The sequence below is a fragment of the Microbulbifer echini genome, from assembly GCF_041447225.1.
In the GTDB taxonomy this organism is placed as follows: domain Bacteria; phylum Pseudomonadota; class Gammaproteobacteria; order Pseudomonadales; family Cellvibrionaceae; genus Microbulbifer; species Microbulbifer echini.
In genome coordinates, this window is the sequence record NZ_JBGMEL010000013.1 from 47,873 (window position 1) to 71,955 (window position 24,083).

Genomic DNA, 24,083 nt, shown 5'->3' on the forward strand with positions numbered 1-24,083 from the left:
GTCAAGGATTTTGCAAACAAAAAAGCGGCGGCTGATAAGTGACGATGATGTCGGAAGTAATTGGACGGAAATCCTGGAGTAATGCACTTGTTGGTTTAGTGCTGCTGTGCATATGGGCTGTTTTATTTTCGTCGCAGGCCAGAGCGGATCACAATTGCCCCTCGTCGCCTGACAATCCTAGTTTTTTCAATATTCTTGATCATAGTTACAGTAATAGCTGGTGTGAACTCTGTGGTGATGGCCAGGTTACGATTGAAATTGATGTACCCGGTATCCGCAGTGGCTTTAATGGGACTCAGCATATTGAGAATATTGTAGTCACCGAAAATCTGGGGACTTCGCAACTGGAATATATTCCCGGTTCCACCTGGGTGAGCTCTGGCGCTATTTTGAGCGAACCTACCATCAGCGGTACCACACTTCGTTGGGATCAAAATGATCTTTCCGCACTTGCCGCGCGCAATGAAAATACGAGCTTGAGAATTACTTTCGGTGTGCGCAGTAGGGCTGATCGTGAAGAGGATCTGGTCAATAACAATCGCACTATCAATGCAACGGCCTCTTTTGATTATTGTGGCGATTCAGCCATAGATACTGACAGCATGGAGCTGGCTATCCGTGAGCCGCTGCCTTCTATCGATAAGCGCGGGCGCAATATCGATGCGGGTCAGACCAATTACACCAATAATGTTTACGGCAATATCAATGACGATGTGATCTGGCGTATCGCTATTTCGAATGGTGGTGCTGCAGATATGCAGGATGTGCGCTTCGATGATTTGATGACCAATCCGAATATGGACATCAATTATGCTTGCTCAAGTCAAACTGCGGCATTATCTATTGCCAATAATAATGGGAATAATCCCGGTGCTACTGGCTGTGTTTCTGCCAGTAATAATATTAATAATTTTGAGCTTAACGGCAGCTTCTCTGGCGGTTCTGGGCGAACCGATATCCCGGCGAACTCAACCCTGAATATCTATTTGGTGGGTAAAGTAAATACCTCCTGTAGCGATGGCACTAATACAGTGTCTGATGTGCAGTGGGGTTGTGAAATTGATGATGATACTGGTGTGGGGGGGATTTCCTCCCCGGCTGTGGGATCTGGACCAGGGTCTGATACCGAAGCGATGTATGCGCGAGTTAATGATGTTTTAGATATCACCCAGGTTATTACCGGCACCAACTTGAGCCAACCTCTGGGTTCCGCCGGCTTTGTAACCATTACTATCAATAACCAGACCCGTGGATCGGTCAAGGATATCCAGTTCGTCAGCGACTTACCGGATGAGTATGTGGTCGATACCACTTATTTGCCGCAAATTACCCGCGAGCGCCGCGGCATTGACGGTCATGGAGCGAATTACAGCGCTACATATCCAGGTAAAGTAGATACTCTACAGTGGCGTGTCGACAGGAATAATCAATGGGAGGAAACGAAGTGGGATCCCGATTCCCTTCTGACCAACAAGCCGGAGTTTCGGCTATTGAGTAGCACTGTACATCCGAATTATCCGGATCAGCAGCATATGATGCGTCAGGGAGATGAAATACAAATTCGTTTTCGAATTGTTACTACGGAACCCAGCTTTTTCGACAAGGCGGCTGATCTTGATGTGGAGGAGGAGTCGGCAGGCAATGGCAAAGACCCAAATAGCAATATTCGCCTTACTGACAATGTATTAACCATTGACTATGAGGATTTCTGCCCCAGCACTAATCCGCCTACACAGGTTGAAAACCAGTCGGTAACACCGGATCCAGAAGACCTGGATATCAGTACCGTTCACCCCCTGTATATTGTGCGGGATGTGGGTAGCTCCGCGTTGACCGTAGATGTGACCAATAATGGTGGTCATGATGCGGATAATTACGATGTGTATGTCACCTTTGGTGAAGCCATGCGTGTACTGTCCAATGACCGGGCATGTACACTTGTCGGTAAACCCAATCCCGGCACAGTGCCGAAACACCCTCTGTGGAATCAGCCGGATTTTCTGCCGGCTTCGGGCATGGTTTACCGTTGCTCCAACCTGGATGGCGTGATTGAGCCCAGCAAGACGGAGCGGATTGTCTTCCAAGTGGAGAAAAACCACTCAGCCACTGACGACGATCTTACTTTCCGTGCCGATGTAGTGGGGGAAATTACCCTATCTGATGGCACCCCTCTGGGTACCCCCGATCCAGTAGAGCTGACTGAAACAACACCCAAGGAGCAGCTTGCTAATAACTACACCCTCGACGGTATGCGTGCGCGGGTGATGGGCTTTAACCTGGTGAAGGAGCGCTCGGATGAATGTAACGAACTCACGGCAGAAGCAGGGTTTCCCAATAGTAGCGTTCTGATCGGTGAAGAGTGTCGATTCGAAATCCAGGCCGGTGGCTGGTTTGGTTTTGACACACCCGGATTCACCCTGATCGAAGTGCGTGATATCGATATGCACGATGATCTGCCGGATGGCCAGGGTTATATTGCCGACGCGTCACTGAATTGTGCGGATGTTACTTTGCCGCACCCAATCTCCCAGGCGAACTGTGTTGTTATTCCCAGCGGCGATATTGTGGAAAGCGGGGGGCTGAATATTCCCCTGAGTGAGACCGATTTCCTCTGGGAGGTTACCTCTAAAATAACCTTGCGCAACCGTTGGTTTCTTGCAGACATGACCACGCGATTGCTGAATGACCCGGTGGATACCGAGAACACAGATCCCAACCAGCATGCGAACATTAGTACCGACTATGCGCGTGCACAATTTACCGCGGTATTCGATACCGAAACGATTGTGGTGGACAACTATAATACCAGCGGTATTCTGACCAATATTGATGGCGTACCGACCACCGTGCCGGGTTTCCCGGATATTACTGAGTGGTCAGAGTCCGTCACGGTTTCCGAACCCCATATCGAAATCGATAAAAAAGTTTGTAACGAAAGCTTGTATGGCCTCGGTGCCAGCTGTACCAACTTTGTGGACTTCACCAACGAAGGCCACCGTGACCAAACCTATATTTTCCGCCTGACTCTGACGAATCGTGCTTTCGATAGCGGTGTAAACCGGGCACCAGCCTACGATCTAGTGGTAACCGATACCCTCGATCCCACTGGACAAATGTGTGTACAGGCTCTGGACAGCGATAGCCTGGATAATGATGGTGATGGTTCCTCTGAGACCAATAGCGGCGATGACGGTCTAGTGGGTACCACTACTGGTGCAAATAACTATTCTGAGGCGAGCCATTGTAGCGATGGCGGTACGCCAGCCATTATTACTTTTTCCTACGAGCATTCCACAGCACTGGAGCGAATTAATCCCGGTGATTCGGTCACGCTTTATTATCGGGTTAAGCCGCATCGTTCCGTAGCGCCGTTGCAAACATTCCTTAATACCTTTTATGCCCGCTACGACAGCCTGGAAGGGGATTTCGGGCACCAGACTGCCACGCAAATCGATAGTGATGCGGATAATGATGGAATCGGCGATGGCAAACCCGATTCAGGCCGCGCGCGTCATTATAAAACGGCCGATGCCGAAGCGCGTATGCAGATTATTGAAGTAAAAGCGGAACCGAAGCAGGCCCTAGAGTTTTCTAATGGTACTGCCAGTGGCACTAATGCTGATACCGCGGTTGTGGGTGAAGAAATTCGCTATCAGTTAACGGCGAAAATACCGGCGGCTAAATTGCGCAATTTTGTGATTCGCGATGAACTGCCGGCGGGTATGCGCTGTATTGAGGGGCAAACCGTCAACCTCAACGCATCGCCCTATGATGCGGCCGGTTTTATTCCCGGTGGTACATTTAGTGCGACCTGTACCAGCACCGGTACCGCGGATTATGTGGAATGGGATTTTGGTGATCAGGAACTCACCACGGTAACCGGCAGTCTGTTTGATTTCCCAGTGGAATTTATTGCGCGAATTGAAAACAGCGGCAATACCGACGATGGCGATCTACTGGGTAATGGTGGTGGCTATACCTCCGCCCAGGTGAGTTATGTGGATGAGGCTGGTGGAAACATCGTAGTGCCTTTCGACTCCCATGAAATTACCGTGCTGGAGCCGAAGATACAGCTCAGCAAATCCTTCGCCGTAACCCATAGCGATGCGGACGATATTCTCACGGTAACTGTTACCGCGGAAAATACCGGCACTGCGGCGGCTTATAACCTGCAGGTGCTGGATGACCTGACCGGTACCAAGTTGGTTTACGTGCGCAATGTCGGTGGTAATGATCCGCCGCAAAATGTCGATGTCACTTCTGTGGGTGCCAATGCACCGATTTTTAGCTGGAATCGCAACAATGCGGATTACACGATTGCCGTGGGCGATACCAAGACGTTTACCTTTGATGTACGCGTAGAGCCGGGCGTAGAGCCCCATGAAATTCTGGATAACACTATCCAGGCTCGCTGGCAGTCCCTGCCGGGTAAAGATGTTGCACTCAACAGCAGCAATACCATTGGCAACGATGGTGCCGCCGACGGTATGCGTATCGGCGTATTGCCCAATGGCGGCGACGCAATCAACGATTACGAAACCAATGCCAGCGCCCAGACAGAGGTGTTGCCGCTGCAATTTAATAAAACCGATTTGCAGCCGGCTGTGGTGAATACCATTGGCGCCCACAAGAAATTCCAGTTGGAAATTCGTCTGCCGGAAGGTATCAGCCAGAATGTAGTGGTAACCGACCAACTGGGCAGTCCCGAAGGCTATGTGCTTAGCCACAATAGTGACTACGATATCACCTACGATTTTGTCGGTATTGAAACGATTAATGGCAGTGCGCCCAGTGAAGCGTCGTTTAAAAGCTTCCCCGCCGATAATACTGCCGGCAATGCCAGCTGGGATATCGGCAGCGTGGATACCGCCAGTGAAAATGACAGCGCCGGCGGTACTCTGGAACCGCGGATTCGAATTACCTATTTCGCCCGTATTGCCAATGACCTAGCCACCAATGACGGTGATTCCCGTCGTAACAGTGCAGGGGTGGCGTACAGCAATGGTGAAACCGGAGCGGCAGAAAACCTCAATGACAACACCGCAGCGGTTACGGTCGTGGAACCGCTGCTGACGGTAAGTAAGGCCGTCAGCAATGCAACCAACCCCGGCAATCTGCCTGTGGGTGGCGACGTGTTGGAATACGAAATTACCGTGGCCCACGATCGGGCCTCCAGTGCCGCCGCGTTTGATTTGAACCTGGTTGATACACTGCCGCCGGAGCTGCAGTTGGATACCGGCTTTACTCCAACCGCACAAATTAACGGTGCTGGGGTACCGGGCTTTGTCGCCACACCGGCGGCAGCGCCCAACGGTCCGCTGGTATGGGGCCGCGATAACGGTGATAACAGCCTGGATCTGCAACTGGGTGAAACCCTGGTAATCGCCTATCGCACCCAGGTAAATGGGGTCTTCGGTTCCCCCATCAGCAACAGCGTGATGCTGGATTGGACCTCCCTCGACAACAGCAGCATTAATGATCGCGCCTACGAGCGCGATGGCGCCGGTTGTCCGGCGACTTCGGCACCAGATGATTACTGTGTGGGCCCTGCCAACGCCAGTATCGATACGGTGGATAACACCAACCTGAGTAAAACGGTGATCGCGGATTCCGATACCGCCACGCCGGTGGGCACACTGCGTGTAGGTGATACGGTCACCTATCAATTGACGCTAAACCTGCAGGCGGGCACCACGCCCGCAGTGGCGGTTACCGATACGCTGCCGAGCGGCTTGGCGTTCGACTCTATTGTCAGCGTGAATGGCGATACCGCTGCGCCCTACGATGATAACCTCAACGATTATTCTTACTCGGCGATTGCGGTACCGGCGGCGGGAGACACCGGCACGGTGACTTGGAATCTGGGGGATATCCGCAGTAATTTCGGCAATCTCAATCACTTTGTCATCGAGTACACGGCCAAGGTTGTTGCTGGAGCGGGTATTGCCGCACCCACCGCAACCCTGACCAATACCGCTGAACTCAATTACACCGGTGCTGCCAGTACACTGCAGGACAGCGCCAGCATTACCGTGTTGCAGCCGGTAATCGACAGCCTCCAGAAAAGCGATGCTACCTGGCCCAGTTCCCATATGAATGTGGACCCGGCCAATGACGTTATGCAGTTTACCCTGCACGCCTGCAACTCCGGTTTGGCCCCAGCCTACGATCTGTCTCTGACCGATGCTTTGGCTACCCAGATGGATGAAGGCTCCATCGCCAATTTGCGGGTTTCCCTGGATGGGACAGCGCTGATCCAGGGCACCGACTACGGTTATACCGCGCCGGCCAATCGCGGTGACGCTATGCAGTTTGTCTTGCAGGTGCCGATCGAAGCGGGCGCCTGTTTGGATATTCATTACGATATTGGTTTTTACACAGATATCGGCGGCGGTGAAAACTGGGTCAACACCTTTACGGTCAATGAATTCTGGTCGCTTCCGGCAAAAAGCGCCGAGCAGTACGCGGCGGTTCCCCTGCCTACGCCTTATCCGATGGGCACCGTTGCCACTGCGGTCACTCCGCCACAGAAAACCTTGCAGACGGCACAAACGGCCGCCGTGGGCGAGGAAGTGGTCTATCGCATCCAAGTACCTGGCAGTGCGACCACTGCGGCAATTCACGATGTAGCCATCACTGATGTGCTGGACCCCAGCCTGACATTGGTGCAGTTACAGGAAATTAACGGTCGCGTATTTACCGATAACACCAGTAATAACAATATCGCCCTGAGCTTGGATATGATTCCGGCCGGCGATGTCGCCATTTTTGAAGTGCGTGCGCGGGTGGCGAATAATGCCACCGCTCAAGCGGGCCATAACTTCGACAATGAAGCGAGTTATACCTATGCCGCAACCAAAGGTGGAGCTGTACAGGCCGGCGGTGTCGGTAGCGCAGCAACCCTGACCATTGTCGAGCCGGAGTTGTCCGCGACCAATACGGTGGCCAACCAAACCAACCCCGGAAACGATCCGGATGCGGGGGATATTCTGCGCTTTACGCTGGATCTCGCCGCTGCGGGCAACCCGCAGAATTCCGCGGCTTTCGATCTGGCTATCAGTGAGCAACTCTCTCTGGGTCTGCAATTTGTGCCCGGCAGCGTGACTGTTGCCGGTGCCGCCCAAGCCGATCCGGCGGTGACTGGCGACGGGATCAATACCGCGCAGACCCTGGTCTGGGATCGAGTCAATAGCGACCTGGATATCGCTGCCGGTAACAACAGCCTGCTGGTCTTTGATGCCGTGGTTCTGGACGAGGTGTTGGCCGCGGCCACGCTATCCGCCGATGCCCGTATCGAGTGGACCAGCCTAGATGAAGACAACAGCAGTCCTCACGAGCGCAACGGGGCTGATGGTGTCGGTGGTTTAAATGATTATGTGCTGGAAAATATCGCTGCACAGTTGAATGCTGCCAATGACAGTACCCTGAGCAAAACCCGTGTCGACGACAGTTACGGCAGTGGGGATGCGCAGTTGCGTGTCGGTGATTTGGTGGAATACGAGCTGCGTTTATCGCTCCCCGAAGGGACAGCCCCGAATGCACAGTTCGTCGATACCCTGCCGCAGGGCATGGTATTCGCGGGCACTCTGTCGATGAATGGCGATACCAGCGCACCTTTCGCAGCTTCAGCGCCCTTTGTACACAGCGATGTCGCCGAGCCGGTTCAGGCAGGTGATCCCGCCGTGGGCCCGACCACGCTCAGCTGGAATATCGCCAGCCTGCTCAATACGGGAGACAACAATGCGGCTAACGATGAATTTGTACTGCGCTACCGCGCGCGGGTCTTAAACCGCGATGTACACCCCTGGCCGGCCAATAATACGGCGCTGACGAACGCTGTGGCTTTTAGTTTCGATGCCGCTACGGGTGTTGAAACGCGCAATGACAATGAAACCCTGGACCTGTTACAGCCGGATCTCGCGGTCGCGATTACGGCTAATCCCGTCGGCGGTACCACCTTGTCTGCCGGGGATCTTGTCGATTACACCATTACCATTACGAACAATGGCTCAGCGCCGGCCTACGATTCGGTCTTGAAAGATTTGATTCCCCTCGGCCTGCGCCAGGGCGGTGTCAGCGTACAGTCCATTAGTGTGAACGGTGCCGCGGCCGCTGCACCAGGGCTGACTTTCGATAGTGGCACCGGCGCGGCGGTTTGGGATTTCTCTGCCGGCTCGGGTTATGCCATTAATCCCGGCCAAACTCTGCAGATGGTGTACCGCGTACAGGCGGACGCCAATCTGGGGGCGGGTCTCAATCTGCAAAATGCCGCCTATATCGAAACGTATTACTCCCTGGATAACGATAATTTGCCATCTATGGGCGCGACTGCGGTTAGCGTGGATATGCGTGAGGACTATGGCCCCACGGCGCCAGTGGGTGTGCCGTTCAATACCCCCAACGCCGCTCCGTTGTTGATTGAAAATGCTCAGACAACGGCCTCCATTGGCGAGCCGTTTAATTACCGCATCACCATCCCAGAAACGCCACAGCCAGCGGCTTTGCACGATGTCAGTGTGCTGCTCGATCTGAGTGCTTCGGCGGCGGAGCTGGAATTTATCCGCGCGGATAAAGTGTCCGGGAAAAATGCGTTTACTCCGCAAAATACAGGCTCTGCGACGGCATTAGTTATTGCCGATAGCTCTAACGGTATTGATGTACCGGCGGGTGAGCAGGTGGTGATTGATGTCACCCTGCGTCTGCGCGACAACAACCCGCCCAATGTGGATGGCCTGACGTTTAGTAACAGCGCCAGTTACAGCTACAACTACGACAATGACAACCCGGCCCAGGGGCAGGGTGCCGGTGCCGGGAATACCACTCTGGATATGCAGGTGGTGGAACCCACGGCGATCACTCTGAGCAAAACCGGTCCGGCCAGTGTGCAGTCTGGTTTGCCCGGTACCTTCACCTTGGATTTACACAATATTGGTACGGGTCCGGCCTGGGATATTACGGTGACCGATATTCTGCCGGACAATAATCCCGGTGGTATGTGTGAAACGCCACCCAATAATTTCGCCGCGCAAATTATTGATGGGGCGGGTACCGCGGTGGCCACGCTGACCGAAGGCACCGACTTTAATACGACCTTTGATGGGACCAACTGTACCCTCAGCCTGACCTCTATTGGTGCTGGGGCAATGCTGGCTGCGGACCACCACCTACGGCTGAGCTACGATGCCACTTTGGATGCGGATACCCGCGATGGTGACACGCTCACTAATATTGCCGGGGTAGAGCTCTGGCACAGCTGGGATAGCAGTGCACCGCAAGCGCGCCAGTACACACGCCCGGCGCCCACCGATGGCACTCCGGCCGTGCTGGATCACGAGGATGTGTTCAGTGTAAATGCCTCCGTGCCCAAGGTAACTTTCTACAAAACCGTGGAAAATATAAGCCGTGGACAGAACCCGGCCACTGCGGCCAGCCCGGCAGAAGTGCTGCGCTACACCCTCACGCTGAAAAATATCAGTGGTGTGGATGTCAGCGGTATAGAAATTACTGATGATCTGGGTCGCCTCAACAACTTGCCGCTGTTCCAATCGGGCTCACTGCAATTGGTGACGGCGCCGGCGGGCAGTGACAGCAGTGGCACCAATGCCTCGGCCGGCACACACGGCAGTGGCCTGCTGCAGGTGAAGAATCTGGATCTGGCCGCCAATGGCAATGCTGGTGACGCGATACAGCTGGTGTACGAAGTCACTCTGGCCGAGGTGATCGATAGCGGCACGGTGGTGCTAAACCAGGCCCAGGCGCAACTGCCGGGGCAGCTCTTGCAGGATAGTGACGATCCCAATATCAACGGTGTTGATGATGCCGATGTGAGTGGCGATGAAGATCCCACTCAGATTGTGATCGAATCTGAGCCTGTACTGTTGGTACAGAAAACCTCTGCCGATAGAACCGGTGATGCCGACCTGCTGATGGCTGGGGACATCCTGCGCTACACCCTGCGGGTGGAAAATACCGGTAACGAAAACATGGTTAACGCAACCCTGCGTGACCAGCTGCCGGCCAACACCACTTATGTAGCCGGCTCTACCACCTTGAATGGTACAGCTATTGCCGATGTGGCTGGTGCTTCGCCCCTGGCCGCCGGTATGGAGATTAATACCGCCGGTGAAGCCGCTGGTTTTGTCGGTGCCGGCGCCGCAGCCCTCGAAGTCACGTTTGACGTGACCATCAATAACGTCAAAGACGGCACGGTGATTTCCAACCAGGGCTTCGTCAATGCCGATGGTGCCGGTAGCGGTCCCGCCGCAGAGGCACCTTCGGATGATCCGGCAACCCCGGCCGCCAACGATCCCACGATCGATATCGTCGGCGATGTGCCGCTATTGAACGCGCACAAAACCGTGGCGATCGCCGTGGACAACACCTCGGCCGGGCTGGTCGATCCCGGTGATGTGTTGCGTTACACCATTGCTATCAGCAACGCGGGCGGTGTCGATGCTCTGCAGGTAGCACTGACCGATCAGGTGCCGGCGAACACCACTTATGTGGCTGGCAGTACCAAGTTGAACGGTATTGTGTTGACAGACCTCGCCGATGGCAGCTCACCGCTATCCGCTGGTCTGGCAGTTTCCTCCAGTGACCTGACGCCACCGCTGCCTGCAGCGAATAAAGGGGTGATTACCACTGGGCGCATCGCTACCGTGACTTTCGATGTACAGGTGGATGCCGGTACAGCGCGCGGTACCGTAATCAGCAACCAGGGCAGCGTTGCCGCAAAAGATTTACCGCTGACCCTAACCGATGCCGATGGCAACCCGACCAATGGTGCCCAGCCCACCCAGGTGGTTGTTGGGGATGCACAGTTGCTGTCGATCGTGAAGGAAGTCGCGGTCGTCGGTGGCGGTGCCGCCGAGGCCGGCACACAGCTGGAGTATCTGGTCACCGTGGAAAACATCGGTGCGGTACCCGCATCCGATGTCCTTATCATCGATGACCTGGCCACTGCCGGCACGGCCCTCCGCTATGTGGACAGCTCCGCTCTGCTCAATGGCCGCCCCCAGGGCGTTGCCGTTAACGGCACTGAACTCAAAGCGGCGTATTCTGACCAATATGGCGATTTAGCACCGGGAGCCGCCGTCACTCTGCGCTTCCACGCCACGCTCAACAAAGATCTGGCCATCGGCCACACAGTGGTGAACACCGCCGAAGTACAGTGGGGTACACCTTTCTCCAGTGAGAAAGCCAGTGTTGCCATCGATGTGGGGGGCACGCCGGGTATCGCCAATTTGGCGGGTTACCTGTGGCACGATGTGAATTTCAATAATCGGGCGGATACGGACGAACGCCTGTTGTTGAACTGGGCCGTGGATCTGTATTTCAACGATGCGCTGCTGGAAACCATTCAAACCGATGAAAAAGGTTACTTCCAGTTCCAGGGGCTGATGCCCAATGGTACCGGCGGTTCCAGTTATGAGATGCGCTACACCGCACCGGACGCCACGGAAACCAGCGCTTCTTTGGGTAACCCGGTTTCCGACTTCAGCAATGGTCCGCAGCGTATCCGCGAGATCTTTGTGGGCTCTGGAGCCAATCCGCAGAACCTCAATCTGCCGCTTACCCCCAACGGCGTAGTGTATAACTCGGTACTGCGTGAAGCCATGAGCGGCGCCGCTCTGACGATGCTGCGAGCCAGCTCTGGTCAGGAATTGCCAGCTCGCTGTTTTGATGACGAAAAACAGCAAGGCCAGGTGACCCGTGCCGGCGGCTACTACAAGTTCGATATCAATTTCGATGATGCGGCTTGTCCGACCAACGCCGATTACCTGATTCAGGTGGAAATCGCCGATGACAATTTTGTCGGCGGGGAATCTCTGATTATTCCGGCACAGACCAATAAAGAAACGGCAGGTTTCGATGTGGGCGCCTGTTTGGGTAGTAATGCCGACATGGTGCCGGGCACCGCGCAGCACTGTGAAGTGCAGCAGTCCCCCTGGCACCCACCGCTGGATATTGAAGCACGCGATGCGGCTACGGACTACTACCTGCGCTTGACCCTGGATGATCAGCAGATTCCGGGAGACAGCCAGCTGTTCAATAACCATATCGCTATGGACCCGCACATCGAAGGTGCGCTCTCTATTACCAAAACTGCGGCCATGCTGAATGTGACACGCAGCCAGCTGGTGCCCTATACCATCACCTTTGGCAACACCCTGCCGATACCACTCACGGATTTGCAGCTGGTGGATTTCTTCCCCGCGGGCTTTAAGTACGTGGCTGGCTCGGCACGCCTCGATGGTGAACCGGTGGAGCCGGTGATGAATGGGCTGCAGTTGATCTGGTCTGACCTGCGCGTGGAAGCCGATCAGACCCGCGAGCTGAAACTGCTGTTGGTGGTGGGCTCCGGTGTGGGCGAGGGCAAATATGTTAACCGCGCGCGCATGTATAACCAGCTCTCCGGCCAGGTGGCTTCCGGTGAAGCCTCGGCTACTGTGCGTGTGGTGCCGGATCCCACTTTCGACTGTACCGATGTGATCGGCAAAGTCTTCGACGATAAAAATATGAACGGCTACCAGGATGCCGGTGAAGGCGGCCTACCCGGTGCGCGAGTGGTTAGCGCAACCGGCCTGAATGCCACCGCCGACGCCCACGGTCGCTTCCACATTACCTGTGCGGTGGTGCCGAATGCGGATCGCGGTTCCAATTTTGTGCTCAAGCTCGACGACCGCAGCCTGCCCAGCGGCTATCGTCTCACCACGGAAAACCCGCGTGTTGTGCGTGCGACCCGAGGCAAGATGGTGAAGTTTAACTTTGGGGCCAGCCTGCATCGGGTGGTGCGCCTGGATATGGCCGAGGCGGTATTCGAGCCGGGCACTACCGAGATGCGTCCCCAGTGGCAGTCCCGTGTAGAGCTGTTGTTGGAGAAACTCAGTGAGGCTCCCTCGGTATTGCGCCTGTCTTACCTCGCGGAAAATGAAGACCCGGATTTGGTGGAAGAGCGTTTGCAAACAATTAAGGCCGATATTGCCGAGCAGTGGGCGCGCAGTTATGGCGACTACGAATTGACTATTGAAACTGAAGTGTTCTGGCGGCGCGGAGCGCCGCCCAGCAAAGGAGGCTGGGAGTAATGTCCTTTGCAGAGTGCAAGAAAGAGCGCAATACATTGGGTCGGCCTGATGCACGCAGATCCGACACCAATGGCTCCATGACTTCAATGGAAAAAATGGTCCGTATTTTTCGCCGTCGCGAGCGCTGTCTCGCCACAGCGATCGCTCTGGCCCTGACGCTGCCCGCTCAGGCGCAGCAGCAAGCCGATGCGGATATTGGCGAGCCCCCGGAAACCAGCTGGTGGCAGGTGTGGCAAAAAATTCCCGGTTTGTCTCCAGAAGTGGAGGAGCCCCAGGCGGGATTTGAAGAAATGCCCATCGGTAGTAACACAGAAACCATGTTACTGGGTACGCCTGCAAAACAGTGGTTACAGGATGCGGGGTCTTTTATTGCCCCGCTAGACCCGATTGTGGTGGAAGATTTTATCGAACCACTGCAGTTTTCCGCTGTGGATGATGACGTGTCCCCGGAAGCCATTGAAGTATTGCGGGAAAAACTGAACGAGCTGGGTGAAACGCCCAATTTCAAGTTGCACTTTATCGGCCATACCGATTCCGACCCGATAAAAAAAGAACTTATGGAGGGCTTTGAGAGTAAAGAAGACTTTACTCGGGCGCGCGCTCAATGGGTGGCGGACTTTTTTCAGCAGGCCCTGGATCTTCCAGAGGACATGATTGCGGTGGAAGGCCGTGGCGATGTAGAGCCGATGGTCGACAATATCACCACAACCGGGCGAGCGTTGAACCGTCGAGTGCAGGTGCAGGTGATCTACGATGCGCTGGATGAAGCGGCCATGGCCGCTCGCGCCCGCGTCGAGGCATTGGCACTCAACCGCGTGAAAGTGTGCCGTCAGGAAACGGTGTGCCGGCTCAACTATACCGCCGGCAGCGAGCAGCGTGCGCGCCTAAAAAACCTGGTGACACCGCTGCGCTGGCAGGCGGGGCAGGCGCAACTGCCGGAAGCGTTTATACGGCGCATCCGCGAAGTGCGTGCCAATTTGGCGAACAAAAATAATCTGGTTGTGCACTTTGTCGGTCATACCGATGCGTTGCCGCTGCAGGTAGGCGAAAGCTCTGAAGCGCAGCACAATACTTATCTGGAAAAATCCCACCGCGAAGCCCGCCGTGTGGCTCTGGCGGTGCGCGATGCTTTGGCCCTGCCGGATGTCATGCTTACGAGCAGCGGCAAGGGGGCCAGCCAGCCTATTGCCGCCAATGATACCCCCAAGGGCCGCGCTCTTAACCGCCGTGTGGAAGTGGAATTCTGGTACGACGATCCACTTGAGGTGGCGGTAGATGGCGTGCAGGCCTGCCCGGAGGCGGCGGCTGCGGAAACCATTACCATCGCGCATGAATCTTTGCGTGGAGATATTGCTCCGATCCGTTTTGATAACGGCGATCCGATTATTACCCAGGCACAGTTAACCCAAATCCGTGCCGCTATGGGGGAAATTGCCAGCAAGACCAATGTGCGTTTGAGCTTTATCGGCTACAGCGAAAACAAGCGTATGGAACGCCGCGAGGCCATGGTCTACGGCGATGATGTCGGCCTGTCCGGCGCTCGCGCCCGTCGCGCAATGGAGCAAGTAAAAGACCTTCTCGATCTCGAAGATGCCCAGGTGGAATTCGAGGGGCGCGGCTATGTGCAATCCGACGATGTAGTGGCCAACGGCTTTACCCTGGATGAAGGCGCGCGAGTGGAAGTGCAGGTGCTCTACGATGAGCTGGCGATCCTGGCAGAGAGCGACCGCCTGGAAATTGAGCGCATTAACCGCGAGGCCATCGCCAATAATCCCTACGCACTCAATTTAATGCGTATCACCGTGGATGGCAGCCCGGAATACGATCCCTATAAAAATTCCGCCGACCTACAGCGCTGTACCGATGTGGCCCTGGATAATGCCAATATCCAGTTCCGCTTCGATAACAAAAAAATGCAGCCGCGCCTGAATATTACCGCCTGGCCCAACACCATACGCTATGCGGATAACCCGAACACCGAGGTGGCCGATAACCGCGTAGTATTTCGCAGCTATACCAATTACCCCTCCTTTATTGGTTGGGCCGAGGTGCGCCTGTTCGAGGATGGGCAATCCCTGCGCGATACCCCTGTTGCCGTGGTGCCTCTGGATCAGCACGGAGAAGGAGAGTGGTTTGCGGAATTTACCGAATTTCAAGCTCCGCTGAAAAAACTGCACTACGTGTTGCGCGTATACGATAAAAAAGGCCGCTTTGATGAAACCGCCGAGCAGACTTTGTGGCTGGTGGACAATGTAGAGAAATCCCCTGAGGACGTGGATGTTGCCGAAGAGCTTTTGGTGGGCTACGGCGAGAATCGCTTAGCGCGTCGAAATATTCCCCTGGATGGCAACAGTGTGCTGGTCAACGGCGCTCAGGTGCCGTCGAACCATACGGTATGGCTGGCGGGTAATCCGGTGCCGGTCAATGACCAGGGGCAATTTGTGGCCGAGCAGATTTTTGACCCCGGTGTGCACACTGTTGAAGTGGCCATTCTGGATGACGAGGGCAACGGTGAATTGTTCCTGCGCGATTTGGAATTTGCCAAAAACGACTGGTTCACCGTGGGTATTGCCGACCTCACAATCGGCTACGATAAAACCAATGGCCCCGCAGCCTTGGTGTCCGGCGATGAAACCCACTACGACAATTCCGTAAGCTACGATGGCCGCCTGGCGTTTTACACCAGTGGTGGTTTCGGTGAGGGTTGGCGTCTTGCCGCCAGTGCCGATACCGAAGAGGGGCCGGTCGATGATCTTTTTTCCAACTTTATGGAAAAGTCCCCTGAGGCACTTTTCCGTCGATTAGACAGCGACCTCTACTACCCCACTTTCGGCGATGACTCCACCGTCGTTGAAGACGCCCCCACCTCTGGCAAGTTTTATGTAAAGTTGTCCAAGTACGATGACTACGGTCTATGGGGTAACTTCAAAGCCACCTATGCCGATAATGAACTGGCGCAGATAGACCGTGCGCTCTATGGAGCCAACGGCCACTTCGAAAGTGATGCCATGACCAGCTTCGGAGAAAAGCGTTTGCAGGTGGATGCCTTCGGCGCTGAGCCCGGTACCATTGCCGGTCGCGATGAATACCGTGGAACTGGCGGCTCGCTGTATTTCCTGCGCCACCAGGATATTCTCAACGGCTCCGAGCGTCTGCGTGTTGAAGTGCGGGATAAAGACTCCGGCCTGGTACTGGCCGTAAAAAATCTCTCCCCGGTAATTGATTACGATGTTGATTATATTCAAGGCCGGGTACTGCTGAACAAGCCTCTGTCCGCCCTGGCTAACGATAATTTGTTGATTCAGGATGGCTCCTATAACGGCAACCCCCAATACCTGGTGGCCCGCTACGAATACACGCCCGGTTTTGAGGATATGGACACCTTGGCCTTTGGTGGGCGCGCCCACTACTGGTTTGGTGACCATGTAAAACTGGGTATCAGCGGTACGCAACAGGATGAGGATGACAGCGAAACCGCTCTGCAGGGCTTTGATCTGACCCTGCGCAAAACCGCCGGCAGCTGGCTAAAAGTTGAAGTGGCCAACAGCGAAGGCGGCAACCTCGATAGCACAAGCTCTCTGGATGGCGGCTTCACTTTTGACAATGGTCAAATCTTCGACCCTGAGGCCTCAGCGGGGGCAAGCAAGGTAGAAGGCAGTTTTCAGCTCAGTGACTTTTTCGAAAGCCTGCGTGGTTCCGGTAATTTCTATCACCAGCTGCGCGAAGCGGGATTTTCCGGCCCCGGTCAATTCGCCCAGGGCGAAACTACTCAGTTCGGAGCGGGTTTTAACCTGCCTCTCGGTGAAAGCTTTGATGTAGGACTCAAGGCGGATAACAAAGAAGAGGAATTTGGGCTGCACACCAGTGCCACAGACCTGATGCTCGGCTATCGCCTCAATGACCACTGGCGACTCAGCTCCGGGGTGCGCACCGACAGTCGCGAGGACTATTCCACGGTGGTTGCCGCTACGCAAACTCAGGGTGACCGCACGGATATGGCCGTGGAGGCCAGTTACGATTCTGGTGAAAACTGGAGCGCCTTCGGTTTTGTGCAGGGCACCATGGAGGTGACGGGCACCCGTGAGGAAAATAATCGTGTGGGATTGGGTGGCGCCTACCGGGTGAGCGATCGTCTCACCATGGATAGCGAAGTCTCCAGTGGCGATACCGGCATGGCCGCGCGCCTGGGAACGGATTTCCTGGTGAGTGACCGAACCAGTCTTTACATGAATTACACTCTCGATAACGAGCGCAGTGATACCGGCGTACGCGCGCGCAAGGGTAATATGAGTACCGGTTTCCGCAGCCGCTACTCCGATACACTGAGCATGTACGGCGAAGAGCGCTACAGCCACGGTGACGTATCCACTGGTCTGACCCACGCCCTGGGTATGGACCTGGCGCCCAACGACCGCTGGACCTACGGCACCACGGTAGAAGCGGGCACCTTGGAAGACCCGCGTACCGGTGCTGAAACCGAGCGCAACGCCCTTGGCTTTAATATGGGCTACAGTCTGGACGAAATCCGTCTCGCCTCTGCTGTGGAATACCGCACCGATGCCATGGAAACCGCACTGGACGAAAACACCGTGTTGGAATCTGAGCGTGATACCTGGCTGCTGAAAAATACCCTGAGTTATCAACTCAATCCCGACTGGCGTTTGGTCGGAAAATTCAATTACTCCGATAGTAAAAGTTCCCAGGGCGAGTTTTACGATGGCAAGTTTACCGAAGCCGTTATGGGCTATGCCTACCGCCCGGTCAATCACGACCGCCTCAATACGCTATTGAAATACACCTATTTCTATAACGTACCCACACAAGATCAGGTTACGGTAGAGAACACCTCGGCGGAGTTTATCCAAAAGAGCCATATTTTCTCCGCAGACGCCAGCTATGATCTTACCCACCGCTGGACTCTGGGTGCCAAGTACGCCTATCGCCTCGGCCAGCTCAGCCTCGACCGAGAAGATCCAGAGTTCTTCGACAGCCGTGCCAGCCTCTACGTGCTGCGTGCCGACTGGCATTTTGTAAAACGCTGGGACCTCTTAATTGAAGGCCGCTTGCTCGACTTACCCGATGCCCAGGATAGTAAGAGCGGTGCATTAATTGGCCTATATCGCCATATCGGCGATCACCTCAAGCTGGGGGTGGGCTATAACTTTACCGACTTCTCTGATGATCTCACCCAGCTGGATTACGACAGCCAGGGGGTGTTTGTGAATATTGTAGGGAAGTTGTGATGATGGGGCCCGGCGGAAGCCGGGCTTTCCCATTTTAGTTTTCGAAAAATCGAAATGACTTTCACGAATTATTTTCCATCGCATAACGTTAAGGCTCTCTATTTAAAATGGGGAGCCTGCTACACTCTTCCCCTGGCTACGCCTTCAATTATCATTCCGCAATAACACCGTTATTACTATTCAGCTTTTGCATAGAGTGAAAAATACGCACTTTTCAGTTTGTTAATCATAATTCATGTGGATCGAGCTGCATGGTCTATAAATAAGCCTGTTTGGAATCTGACTGTATATTCCTTCTGCTTCACTATTTCCCTTCCGGTTTAACCTATAATTCCCGTTTAGAAAATAGGCTTTGGGTAGCTTAAGAGCGTTTCTCAACCATACACCTTCACTAATGCAGAATTTTTGGTGGTTGTTGTGTCTTTAAGTTTACGTTTTATTCTGTGTTTTTTCTTTTTTCTTCATTCTTCTCTAGTCTTTGCCAGCAGCCACTCTGAATTTATAATCTCAAAATCAGGTGAATATGAGATTAAAGTGTCTGCCCATGCACTAGATGTAGGGGGTGGTATTGATGCTCTTAGGAGGGAGGCACAAGGCAGCAAAGATAGTACTTGTTTAAGGGCCGGTTATCTTACTAACAGTGCGATTTATATATACACAATCGATATAAGCCGGTGTTGCTATAGACATCTCAATACGATCTTCGACAAGATCGATACTAAGTCAGTGACAATATGCTTCTCTATTTTAGGGGATCCAAGTGCCGCAAGTGCTACAACAATAAGCCAAGCAGGAGGACTTGCTAACTCTTGGTTGAGATCCATTAAAATTTCGCAGCGCTTGCCTTATTATAAAAGGCAATCTATAGAATTTTTGGGTTCTAAAGCTGCGTTCATTAGTAGCTCTGGTTGTGGTGGCTGCTCAAAGGGTAGGCAAAATAATGAAATAAACTCTCCTCCCGCACCAATTAATGTTATCGCCTATGGAGGAGGGGAGGAGCGAGAGCAAATAGTATTGCCGCTTCTGCAACCAATCCCTTTAACCTTAATCACGCCCACTGACAATTCGCAATCAGAGGGGACTATCAGTCTTCGGTGGGATACTCCCAATTCTGCTGAAAAAGTTACAGGGTATGAAATTGAGCAATGTAAAGATGACTGCTCAACTTGGACCAGCATTTATTCGGGAACAAGTGTTGGCCCAATAACCCTGACAGGTGAGGGGGGTACACCATTGGCAAGTGGTTCTTACCAATATCGTATCCGAGCCTACTTCAAAAGCAATAATTCTAGGGTCTATAGCGACTGGGTAACAACTACAAGAGTTGGAGTAATTCGAGAGGGATTGATGAACCCTAAGGCGATCAGATTTACTCAGGATAGCATTAAGTCAACCTTTAAAAATGGCCAGAAAGTTAGAGACTTATCATATGATCTTAAAAGTGGAAAATTAACAGCAGATGATGTACCTCCGATACGGGTGTTGATCCGTGCTGGGAAAATTTACTCTTTAGATAACCGAAGGCTCAAAGCTTTCCAGGAAGCTGGAAGTCCGATACGCGTAAGGCCTGCCACACCATTAGAGATTGCAACACGATCATTTAAATTTACGAGTCGCAATGATGGTACATCCATTCATATACGAGAGGATGATTTATGAAAGAATTCAATTTAGATGAAAGCCTTCAAAAGATTGGATCAAAAAGCGATTTTTCTGAATTTGTCATGGATATCCTTGATGATTATAAAGAAAATGCTTCAAATTGGGAGAATACGGATTTAGAAAGCTTTCTTGAGGCGATGGCAGCCTGGTCCAAAGATATGGATGGTTATTATATAAATCTAGGTAGAGATGTTCCTCAGGATGTCCCTTGGAAAATTTTTGCTGAAATTATCTATGCTGCCAGAATCTATGAGTAGTGGTTATCTGCAGTTCAATGACTTCGCTGTTTAATTTCGGAGGAAATATCTTTCTCTTAACTCCGAATACTCAAAAAAAGACTGACAGCTTACCTCATGCTAAATACAAGTTACAGTCTGTGCTCTGGAGGTGATTAATATGATCGAGAAGCTCTTACACTGCCATCTTGACTATGCATAGTTTTTGTGTGTCTTATGTTTGACACCTCTGGTACTTCTAGAGCTATCGGCACAACCGGATTGTCCGTTTAAACATTGCGTCAATTGACTGGTTATTATGAGACGCCATTGTTGATATATCCCTTGTCTAACATTTCTGGGTGAGTAGCTATCACAATCAACCTTTCCGGCCGGATTTGGCCATCTGACTGACTAGCTACTACTAGTCGACGTAATATGTCGATTCTTTAATTTGTTAAACGCTTTATGTGATTGTAATTCTGGATATTTCAAGCAGTGCAATTCTCTGCCCAGCTAAACTATAAACAAACTTAGTTTTAGCTGGCGGAGTTGGTAAATGCGAACCTGTTCAGTATTCTATTGCCGAGTATTTCTACTTGTCATTTATTCAATCCAAGCCCTATTGGTACCGTCACATGCTGTTGCTGAGTCTGGAGGCTCACAAAACCGACTGGTTATAGGTACGTGGCATTTACCGTCTCAGGCATTACCAAGAGCCCTTGATATTGATGGGGCAAAAAGGTGGTTGCGCGTTGGTGTACAGCCCAGCGTCCTCTTAACTTTTAATATCACCAGAAAAAATTTCATCGGGCACTGCAAAGTGATTAATAGCGCCAATTACGGTATCTATGATCAGTTGACTCAGGTAGAGGGTCGTAATGCCAAACCATTTGTATCCCCTCCCTTCGTCAATGCTCGTACTTCATTCGTTTCCACCGCTGATTTCAAGCAAGGGGAACATGCCACCTATGTAAAAGTCGGTTTCCTTACCTGCTGTGGTAATAGATGTAAAAACCTCACCAGCCAGGAAGCACAATCGTCATGGCGCCATGATTATAAGCCTTATGACAATATTATCGCGTTCGATAGTATTCGAGTGGATCAGCCTGCTCCCTTTCAGGGTCTGTGGTTCGATGAAGAAGTCAGGCTGTATTATAAACAACCCGAGTACTATAGCCGACAATACGGAGGGAGTAGCCAGCCGCATCTGAATAGGTTATGGGATAGGGAAAATCAAAGTCGCTCTATGTCTAATCTGGTTACTTGTGCTCATCCACCGGGGTTAGATTGTAATGGGATTGAGGGTTTTGATGAGATATATGCAAAGGCACCAGCGGCAAAAATGGAAATTGATATTTTAGCGGATGAAATCGCCGCTAGGACGAATGGTCTAGTTGCTAAAGTGCCAATTAAGTCGCTAGAGAGAGCCCAAAATAAAATAATTAATGACTATGGTGGTGATCCAACGCGTATAAGTGATCTGGCGAGGAACACAATTATCGTTTCTCAGGATAAAATTCCAGCAGTGGCTGCACTGCTTCGAACTAAAGGTGCCAGTGTAAAGGTTATAGATGGAGCCCGAGATCCATTGGGTTACAGTGGCATCAATTCAAAAATCGAAACAAGGATTGGTTTAACCGGAGAAATACAAGTGAATTCACCCGAGATGATCTACGCAAAAGAAGCACCAGAGATAGCAAGGATCTTGTTGGGGGAAGTTACATATGATTCGATAGAAGAGTGGGCCCCTGTAAAAGGAGGAAAAGGACATATATATTATGAAAGGTGGCGGTCTTTAGAGGTGGATGATCCACGCAGAAAAGAAATAGAATCTGAAAGTAAAAATTACTATAACAAAATCAGGCCTATAGTAATGCCATTTGAAAAGAGTAGTAACTTAGACGCTAAGGATATTTATATTGACTATCCATACGAGTCTGTTATGTTTCGAAGGGGGGGTAAAAAAAGAAAAATATTTAGAAAGTTTTATGGTGAAAGTGAGTCTTCAGATTTTGTTCCGCATGATAACCGTTTATTCAATGATGCACTGTTATATGGGGAGGCGATCTCTAGGGAGCTTTACTTAAAGGGTAAAGAGGAGGGGAATTGATGTCTGATTTAGATACAGCAATTATGATTGCTAATAAAGCCCATTTTGGTCAGAAAGATAAATCCGGTAAGCCATATATACTGCACCCATTACGCTTGGCACTAAAAATGTCTTCTCAAGAGGAACAGATTGTTGCTGTGCTACACGATGTATTAGAAGATAGCAGTACGAGTGTTGAGGATCTTAAAAGCTATGGTTTTTCCCGCAGGGTTGTCGATGCTTTAGCTTGTCTAACCAAGCAAGATGGGGAGAGTTATATGGATTACATTGAAAAAATTAAAGGAAATAATCTTGCTGCTAAAATTAAGATGTGTGATCTTCAGGATAATCTAGATGTAACCAGGTTGAAGCTGCTTGGGGAGTCGGATCTGCGTAGGGTTAAAAAATATTACGATGCCTTCAGTTACTTGAGAGCCTCTCGATAAGGCTGGTCAGCCGGGAAAAATTTGTTTGTTGGTGGGGGCGTGGCTTAATTTCGATTGATCGCTGTTATTCCTTCTTTCTATTGTTTTTAGGGTGTGATACTGATCACGCTAGAGGTATTCTGAGACCGTCTCCAGCAATTGCGCGCCAACACGAAAAATCAATATTAATCCTGAGAAAAACATAATTGAAAGGGTGTAATTTTTGAATCTCTGGGTGCTTATTATTTGTAGGTAATGTTTCGCAATAAACATTCCAGACGTTATTCCTAAGCCAATTGCAACGCCAAAAATAATCAACTCTGGATTTAGGGCGCCAAAATGAAAGTAGGCAACGAGTTTCGTGGAATGCATCATTAGAGAGCTAACGCCTCTCGTGGCGACTAAGCTTTCTTTATTAAGCCCATAATTTAAAAAGAAAGGATTTTGCACGGGTCCGACAGCGCCAATAATTGACGAGAAGAGTGTGGTGACAAATCCTAATATAGGAAAATACGGAATACGCATAACAAACGATTTTTCTTTATGGCCAAAACCATACTGAAAAATGGTCGACAGTAAGAATAGCCCGACAAGGAACTCTATTAATAAAGGGTGCATCTGTGTGTAAACATAGGCACCAAGGATGGCACCGGGGATAATGCCGGGCAGTAGCCATAGGGCTACTTTCCAGTTTATATAGGGCCAAAAGAAATAAAGCCCAAAGGGTGATGCAATAGCGTTTCCAGTGGTCAAGATTGGGGCAACAAGATGCGGTCCAACTAGGAAGCTCACCACTGGCACCAATAGCAGCGAGCCCCCGCCTGCAGCCATAATTGAGATATACCCAGTCACTATACCGAAAATAAGGAGAAGGCTGATAATCATAAGTTTGTAGTTTCTCGTGCCTTGGATCAGCATCTTTATTCATAAAAGGAAAGCACAAAAAAACGGAAAGACTAGCGGCCAATGATGAGGGAAAGCATTATTGTGTCAATAGGTTGAATTCTGTGTAAAAACGTGGATAAACCTACAATGGCTTAATAGATGATGAGATGTAATTCTCCGGAATACTTCTTGGCATCATGCTGCCAATAGCCAATAGCCAATAGCCAATAGCCAATAGCCAATAGCCAATAGCCAATAGCCAACAGGCTGATAAAAACACACGCATATTTAAGCCATCAAGCATTATCTTTGATAGATAGGCTTGATGCTGCTCTGTTTTTATCGCGGCCTAAATTAAATGACGTATCTAGGGGTCAGTAAGTTAAAGAAAAGTTACATATGTGGTATTGATAACATGAGCCTGCCACTGAGTATTGTTGGGCATGCACATAAACAGGATAAAGAAGGCGCATTTA

Annotated in this window: 7 protein-coding genes; 6 read left to right on the forward strand and 1 reads right to left on the reverse strand. The window is 51.7% G+C overall.

The window, feature by feature from the left end:
• Positions 1-47: 47 nt before the first annotated feature.
• The 6 genes from ACCI51_RS13685 (at position 48) to ACCI51_RS13710 (ending at position 22,743) form a co-directional block, all read left to right on the forward strand.
• Positions 48-13,085, forward strand: a complete 13,038-nt coding sequence (locus ACCI51_RS13685) for an isopeptide-forming domain-containing fimbrial protein (protein WP_371844086.1) — start codon at positions 48-50, stop codon at positions 13,083-13,085.
• Positions 13,085-18,328 (forward strand): OmpA family protein, encoded by a 5,244-nt coding sequence (locus tag ACCI51_RS13690; RefSeq protein ID WP_371844088.1) that lies wholly within the window; start codon positions 13,085-13,087, stop codon positions 18,326-18,328. The genes ACCI51_RS13685 and ACCI51_RS13690 overlap by 1 nt, the downstream gene beginning before the upstream one ends.
• 417 nt (positions 18,329-18,745) lie before the next feature.
• On the forward strand, positions 18,746-19,987 hold the full coding sequence (locus ACCI51_RS13695) for a hypothetical protein (protein WP_371844090.1): 1,242 nt from the start codon (positions 18,746-18,748) through the stop codon (positions 19,985-19,987).
• A complete protein-coding gene (locus tag ACCI51_RS13700) occupies positions 19,984-20,247 on the forward strand; it encodes a DUF7660 family protein (RefSeq protein ID WP_299582874.1) in 264 nt (87 codons plus the stop codon). Before ACCI51_RS13695 ends, ACCI51_RS13700 begins: the two co-directional genes overlap by 4 nt.
• 517 nt (positions 20,248-20,764) lie before the next feature.
• Positions 20,765-22,318 (forward strand): hypothetical protein, encoded by a 1,554-nt coding sequence (locus tag ACCI51_RS13705; protein WP_371844092.1) that lies wholly within the window; start codon positions 20,765-20,767, stop codon positions 22,316-22,318.
• On the forward strand, positions 22,318-22,743 hold the full coding sequence (locus tag ACCI51_RS13710) for a GTP pyrophosphokinase (protein WP_371844094.1): 426 nt from the start codon (positions 22,318-22,320) through the stop codon (positions 22,741-22,743). Before ACCI51_RS13705 ends, ACCI51_RS13710 begins: the two co-directional genes overlap by 1 nt.
• A 108-nt stretch (positions 22,744-22,851) precedes the next feature.
• On the opposite strand, the gene ACCI51_RS13715 is transcribed toward ACCI51_RS13710, so the two are convergent.
• Positions 22,852-23,607, reverse strand: coding sequence for a sulfite exporter TauE/SafE family protein (locus ACCI51_RS13715; protein ID WP_299582881.1), 756 nt, complete (start codon positions 23,605-23,607; stop codon positions 22,852-22,854).
• Between the last annotated feature and the right edge of the window lie 476 nt (positions 23,608-24,083).